At 45.9% G+C, this 6,250-nt stretch carries 7 protein-coding genes and 1 tRNA gene; all 8 read left to right on the top strand.

Annotation, left to right across the window (positions count from 1 at the left end):
- The first annotated feature begins 272 nt into the window (after positions 1-272).
- Positions 273-644 (top strand): 30S ribosome-binding factor RbfA, encoded by a 372-nt coding sequence (gene rbfA / locus AB1797_12335; protein ID MEW5768386.1) that lies wholly within the window; start codon positions 273-275, stop codon positions 642-644.
- A gap of 166 nt (positions 645-810) precedes the next feature.
- Positions 811-1,833 (top strand): bifunctional oligoribonuclease/PAP phosphatase NrnA, encoded by a 1,023-nt coding sequence (locus AB1797_12330; GenBank protein MEW5768385.1) that lies wholly within the window; start codon positions 811-813, stop codon positions 1,831-1,833.
- A gap of 4 nt (positions 1,834-1,837) precedes the next feature.
- Positions 1,838-1,931, top strand: a tRNA-Ser gene (locus AB1797_12325).
- A 681-nt stretch (positions 1,932-2,612) separates the two neighbouring features.
- On the top strand, positions 2,613-3,044 hold the full coding sequence (locus AB1797_12320) for a response regulator (protein MEW5768384.1): 432 nt from the start codon (positions 2,613-2,615) through the stop codon (positions 3,042-3,044).
- 212 nt (positions 3,045-3,256) lie between these two features.
- Positions 3,257-3,544: a co-chaperone GroES gene (gene groES, locus AB1797_12315; protein ID MEW5768383.1), complete on the top strand. Its 288-nt coding sequence runs from the start codon at positions 3,257-3,259 to the stop codon at positions 3,542-3,544.
- A 27-nt stretch (positions 3,545-3,571) separates the two neighbouring features.
- Positions 3,572-5,200 carry a chaperonin GroEL gene (groL, locus tag AB1797_12310; GenBank protein MEW5768382.1) on the top strand — a complete coding sequence of 543 codons (1,629 nt, stop codon included), beginning with the start codon at positions 3,572-3,574 and terminating at the stop codon, positions 5,198-5,200.
- A 235-nt stretch (positions 5,201-5,435) separates the two neighbouring features.
- Positions 5,436-5,729: a nucleotidyltransferase family protein gene (locus AB1797_12305; protein MEW5768381.1), complete on the top strand. Its 294-nt coding sequence runs from the start codon at positions 5,436-5,438 to the stop codon at positions 5,727-5,729.
- Complete coding sequence (locus AB1797_12300) at positions 5,716-6,081, top strand: DUF86 domain-containing protein (protein MEW5768380.1); 366 nt, start codon at positions 5,716-5,718, stop codon at positions 6,079-6,081. The genes AB1797_12305 and AB1797_12300 overlap by 14 nt, the downstream gene beginning before the upstream one ends.
- The last annotated feature ends 169 nt before the right edge of the window (positions 6,082-6,250 follow it).

Raw genomic sequence — 6,250 nt, 5'->3', positions numbered from 1 at the left:
GGGAGACAAAGCAAAATTCCCTCTCCCTTGATGGGAGAGGGATAGGGTGAGGGTGAAATTGGCGGGCAATATTATTACTCTTGTTTATTTCACCCTCCCCTAACCCCTCCCATCAAGGGAGGGGAAGTTCTTATGCCGACGCTGTCGGTACAAAAGGAGATGAAACTTAACCCATAGCACTATAATCTGTAATGAGCTTACTTTTTTAACTTGATTTTGAGTAGATACTGAAGTCAGAGCCCAGAACCCAGAAAGAAGATGAGGTAGCCCCAATGAGACACTATTCTTATGACCGAATGGACCGGGTAAATGAATTAATCAAAGAAGAGGTTAGTGATATAATCCTCCACCGGCTTAAAGACCCTCGCCTGGGTTTTGTTACCGTAACCAGGGCGATTGTTTCCCCTGATCTTCATGAGGCCAGGGTTTATGTCAGTATTTTAGGTGAAGAGTCAGAGGTGGAAGAAAGTATGAAGATATTGATCCAGGCGGCTCCTTTTGTCCGAAGCGAAGTGGGGCGGAGGATAAGACTGAAGTATATCCCTAAAGTAGTTTTTAAGTTCGATCCCTCCATAGAATATAGCGCTCATATATCTCAAGTGATCGAGTCTCTTAAGGAGACAGGAGAAGCAGGTAATCAGTAATCAGGCCTTGTTCATCGTTTGGGCCAGTCATAACTTAATCGCGAATCGCGGATTGCGGATTGCGAATTAAAAAATAGATTCGCGATTCGCAATTCGAGATTAACGATTCAATAAATGGCCGAAACGAGGAATAAGGCCAGACTAAAGAAAGGGTAACGGTATGTAAATGAAAGATATATCTGTTATAGTAGAAGCATTAAAAGAAAATGAGAGTTTCTTGATCACGGCCCATGTTCACCCGGACGGTGATTCCATTGGCAGTCAACTTGCCCTGGCTCACTGTCTAACGCAAATGGGGAAAGACGTGATTATTATTAACAGCGATCCGGTTCCTCCGGCCTACGCCTTTTTACCTGGAAGCAGGGCCATTATTTCTCCACCGTCTAATATTTCTCAATTTTTTGATGCGGCCCTGATTCTGGATTGTCAGGGAGGCAAGAGGTTAGGAAAAGTCGAATCATTGCTTAACAGGGCAAAAACTACTATTGTCATTGACCACCATCCGACATACGATCCGTCTAAATCCGGCCTGGGAGATATAAATTTTATTGATCCCTCTTATTCAGCCGTAGGGGAGGTAATATATGATTTGATCCAAGAACTGGGCATTGAACTCGATTACGTCTTAGCCCTGAATCTTTACGTGTCCATTCTTACTGATACGGGCGGTTTTAGACATAGCAACACTACTCCCCGGCTCCACCGAATCATAGCCGGGTTGATAGAGAAAGGTCTGAATGTGTCGGAGATTGCTACTTTGATTTATGAGACTAATCCCCTTCCATTGGTTCAACTTATAGGCGACTGTATCTCTATTTTGAAGATAGAGCAAGAGGGTAAAATCGCCTGGATAAGCATTACCTCTCAAATGCTTAAAAACCGCGGCATTCCCCCAGAGGAGATTGAAGGTGAGAAGATTATTGATATAATTCGATCTATCAAATCGGTTATGGTATCTGTCCTTTTTAGAGAAACGGATGATAAACTGATCAGGGTCAATTTGAGGTCGAAAAACGGGATCAAAGTAAACCAAACAGCGGTCCTTTTTGGGGGAGGCGGTCATCCTTATGCCGCAGGCTGCACCTTGAATGCCTCTCTTTTCGAGGCCGAAAAGAAAGTCATTGGGGAACTGAAAAGCCTTCTTAGCATGCAGAATGCGGAATGTGGATTTCTGACCTCCGCCTTCTAATCCGGGAGAGGTACCGAAGTGGCCATAACGGGACCGCCTCGAAAGCGGTTTGGGGCTTAAAAAGTCTCACGTGGGTTCGAATCCCACCCTCTCCGCCATACCTTAACGACGGGGATCTGAACACCATAGTAACTATTCAGCCACGGATGGACACGGATGAAACGTTGGTGGCCTAATTAAAGAGAAAATAAGGTTAAAGTAAAGTGAAAGGTAATATACCGGAATATTCATCGTCCCTATAATCATGATAAACAAGATAACTTCAATCCCGTCAATCCTGTTCATCCTGTCAAAAATATACCTGAACGGTTAAGTTTCTCTTTAAATGGGCCCAGCAAAGCTGACGAAATTCCACCTTCAGTTTCCCATAAGCACTCCATCGAATGCTTATCTCTCTACCTTCTCTTCCACTCCGGCAAAAAGAACGACTGAACGGTTACAAAAAAACTTGAACATCGAGTAATAACCACTATAAATCAGTAAACTGGCCATTCACCACCGAGAAAGCTCGAATCAAACTCAAGAGACTCTATCCAACATTCAAATGACATAGGGTGCTCGAGGCTCGAGGCTTATTTGGTTGCGGTTGGAGGCCGCCCTATGCCATTTTGGCCTGCAATAGCTACGTCAAAATGGCATGTAGCGGACTTCTTTCTCTCCTCCTTTTATTTTCTCGCCGACTGAACATCTGATAAATACTTACCTTAAACCAAAAGATAAAAAAATATTCAGTTGGCATAAAACTTGCTATTAGATAAAAATAAGGCAGGTACAGAACGATGATGGGATCTATCTTGATTGTTGATGATGATCAAGCCACTCGGGATTCTTTAAATGAGGCAATGTCCATAAATGGCTATGAGACTTTGACGATTGCTGATGGATACATTGCGGTGACCATAGTCAAAAGAGATCTGATTGATATAGTCATCTTGGACGTTAATATGCCGGGGCAGGGTGGACTCCAAACGTTGCGAGGGATAAAGGTTGTCCGTCCCCAATTACCGGTCATTATGACCAGTGGGACGCCGACAGAATCGGTGATAACCGCCGCCATAGAAGAAGGCGCTTCTTCTTTTATGCGAAAGCCTATTGACATCAATTACCTTCGGAGAACAGTCAGAGAGATTCTGGAAATTGGTCGAGGTGAAAAATTGGAAGACAGGGCCCAGCGCCCCAAAAAGAGCCGGCTTCTGGGTTCGGTCTTTTGATTTTATAAAGGCAACCGTTCAGCCACCAAGGCACGAAGACACGAAGGGAAAAAAAGTATGTGTCTTAGAGAGCAGTAGAGCCATAGAGCAGCCGTTCTGGAACTTTCAGAAAAGTCTTTAACTACTGCTCTGCTGCTCTACTGCTCTATTTTTGTGTCTTAGTGTCTTTGTGGCTGAACATTTACTTATAAAGAAAGGAGGAAAGTAGCGTTATGAAGATCAAACCTTTAGGTGATCGGGTTATTGTCCAGCGGATCGAGGAAGAAGAAAAAACCAAAGGCGGGCTTATCATCCCGGACACGGCTAAGGAGAAACCCCAGGAAGGGAGAGTCATCGCCGTTGGCCCGGGGAGGGTAAATGATAAGGGTGAGAAGATCCCTATGGAGGTCAAGGCAAATGACCGAGTTCTCTTTGGGAAGTATTCTGGAACCGAGATCAAGGTGGAAGGTGAAGAGTATCTCATTATGCACCAGGATGACATCCTGGGAATCGTGGAATAACTCAAAATAGGAGGTGAAAATTAAGATATGGCTAAGCAATTGCTTTTTGAAGAAGAGGCCAGAAGGGCTGTCCTGCGTGGTGTGGACATTCTATCCAATGCCGTTAAAACCACCCTGGGGCCAAGAGGTCGAAACGTAGTCCTGGATAAAAAATGGGGTTCCCCCACCATTACCTGTGATGGGGTGACCGTGGCCAAGGAGATAGAATTAGAGGAGCCTTATGAGAATATGGGCGCTCAGTTGGTTAAAGAAGTGGCGTCCAAAACTTCGGATGTGGCTGGTGATGGAACGACGACAGCTACCATCTTAGCTCAGTCTATCTTTCGGGAGGGAGTAAAAAATATTGCGGCCGGCTCCAATCCCATGGGTATGAAGAGGGGAATAGAGAAAGCGGTAGCGGCCGTATGTGCTGAAATCGCCGCCAAATCAAGGAAAGTGACCGAGAAAAAGGAAATATCCGATATCGCCACTATCTCGGCTCATATGGACCGGGCCATTGGTGATTTGATCGCTGATGCTATGGATAAGGTAGGTAAGGATGGAGTTATTACGGTTGAAGAGTCAAAGACCATGCAAACCGAGCTGGAGGTAGTCGAGGGGATGCAGTTCGACAAGGGATATATCTCGCCTTACTTTGTTACCGACGCGGAAAAGATGGAAACCGTGCTGGAAGATCCCTATATTCTTATCTATGAGAAAAAGATCTCAATAATGAAGGATTTAGTTCCTCTTCTGGAAAAGATCGTCCAAATGGGCAAGTCCTTCATTATTATAGCTGAGGATGTAGAGGGTGAGGCCCTGGCCACGCTGGTGGTTAACAGGATCCGCGGAACACTGAGGTGCGCCGCTGTCAAGGCCCCAGGGTTTGGTGATCGACGCAAGGCGATGATGGAAGATATTGCTGTCCTGACCGGCGGCCGGGTCATTACCGAGGATTTGGGCCTTAAGTTGGAAAACGTGAGGCTGGAAGACCTGGGCCGGGCCAAGAGGGTAAATATCGACAAGGAAAATACGACCATTGTGGAAGGGGCGGGACAAAAGAGAGATATCGAAGGCCGGATATCCCAGATCAGACTCCAAATCGAAGAAACCACTTCTGATTATGATCGGGAAAAGCTGCAGGAGAGGTTGGCCAAATTAGCTGGTGGAGTGGCTGTCCTGAATGTGGGGGCGGCTACCGAGACAGAAATGAAGGAGAAAAAAGCCAGGGTGGAAGATGCCCTGCATGCCACCAGGGCCGCGGTTGAGGAAGGGATTGTTCCCGGTGGGGGGACAGTCTTGCTGCGGGCTCAAAAGGTAGTAGATGGACTCGATCTTAAGGGCGACGAAAAGGTCGGCGCCAATATCGTCCGCCGGGCCTTAGAAGAACCCATTCGGCAGATAGTTGAAAATGCTGGGATGGAAGGCTCGATAGTGGTTGAAAAGATCAGGGCTGAAGCCAGCGATAACTTTGGGTTTGATGTCGCCACGATGAAGTATACTGATCTAAGCGCCGCCGGAGTTCTCGACCCGGCCAAGGTAACGCGTTCGGCTCTTCAGAATGCAGCCTCTATCGCCGGTCTAATGCTGACCACCGAGTGCTTGGTGACTGATATCCCTGAAAAGAAAGAAGCCACTCCTTCAATGCCTCATGGTGGCATGGGAGATATGTATTAATACCCCCTCAGGGGTACCTACTCAGCCCTCATTGGGAACCCAGATTACACCGATTCTCCCAGAGTAAGGCTGAAGGCTGAAGACTGTTCCTAAAAGCCTTCAGCCTATCCACCTGATTTGTAAGGCTGAGTAGTTACCCTGAGGGTATCTACTCAAAATCAAGTTAGCTGGTATAATATCCAAGATTCTACTTTTAGGAGAAATTACTGCATTTTTTATGGACAAGGAGGACACTATGGCTACATACTCTTTTGACACAAACCAACTTATCGAGATATGCCGCAAGAATGATGTAGTCATGGTTGGCGTGTTTGGCTCAGCGGCAAGGGGAGGAGATTCAAAGCAAAGTGATATTGACCTTCTTGTCAAGTTCGCCAAAAGGAAGAGCCTACTTACAATGGTGAGATTGGAACGTGAACTCTCTAATGCGCTTAACAGAAAAGTTGACTTGCTCACAAAAGCTGCTATCAGTCCATATTTACGCGAACGAATCTTACGCGAGCTACAGGTGATTTATGAAGCGAGATGATACTGTATATTTACAACACATTCTAGACGCTATCGCCCGTATCGAAGAATATCTGCAAGGTGTAAATGAAGAAGTTTTTCATCATCGTTATCTCATTCAAGATGGTGTCATCCGGCAGGTTGAAATCATTGGAGAAGCTGTAAAGCAACTTTCAAGTGAACTACGCAACCAACATGCCCACATTCCTTGGCAAGACATCGCTAGTATGCGCGACAAGCTCATCCACCACTATTTTGGGGTTGACATTGAAAAAGTTTGGCTCACGGCGCAAGAAGATATTCCAGTTCTCAAAATGCAAGTAACTGAAATACTTGATAAAACCAAAGATTCTGATGTTGGAGGCAACAGCTAACCAATTGCTGCACCTGACCCTCGCTTCGCTCGGGCAGGTGAGCTTTATCGTTAAAAAAGTAAGCTCATTACAGATTATAGTGCTATGGGTTAAGTTTCATCTCCTTTTGTACCGACGACAGCGTTGGCATAAAAGCTTCCCCTCCCTTGATGGGAGGGGTTAGGGGAGG

Source organism: bacterium, from assembly GCA_040753085.1.
Classification (GTDB): Bacteria; UBA9089; JASEGY01; order JASEGY01; family JASEGY01; genus JASEGY01.
Note: the sequence above shows the minus strand (reverse complement) of the source record. Positions and strands in the feature narration are given on the sequence as shown.

Excerpts from the sequence above, each read along its gene's own strand:
- rbfA (MEW5768386.1), top strand. The coding sequence starts at position 273 with ATGAGACACTATTCTTATGACCGAATGGACCGGGTAAATGAATTAATC.
- AB1797_12330 (MEW5768385.1), top strand. The coding sequence starts at position 811 with ATGAAAGATATATCTGTTATAGTAGAAGCATTAAAAGAAAATGAGAGT.
- AB1797_12320 (MEW5768384.1), top strand. The coding sequence starts at position 2,613 with ATGATGGGATCTATCTTGATTGTTGATGATGATCAAGCCACTCGGGAT.
- groES (MEW5768383.1), top strand. The coding sequence starts at position 3,257 with ATGAAGATCAAACCTTTAGGTGATCGGGTTATTGTCCAGCGGATCGAG.
- groL (MEW5768382.1), top strand. The coding sequence starts at position 3,572 with ATGGCTAAGCAATTGCTTTTTGAAGAAGAGGCCAGAAGGGCTGTCCTG.
- AB1797_12305 (MEW5768381.1), top strand. The coding sequence starts at position 5,436 with ATGGCTACATACTCTTTTGACACAAACCAACTTATCGAGATATGCCGC.
- AB1797_12300 (MEW5768380.1), top strand. The coding sequence starts at position 5,716 with ATGAAGCGAGATGATACTGTATATTTACAACACATTCTAGACGCTATC.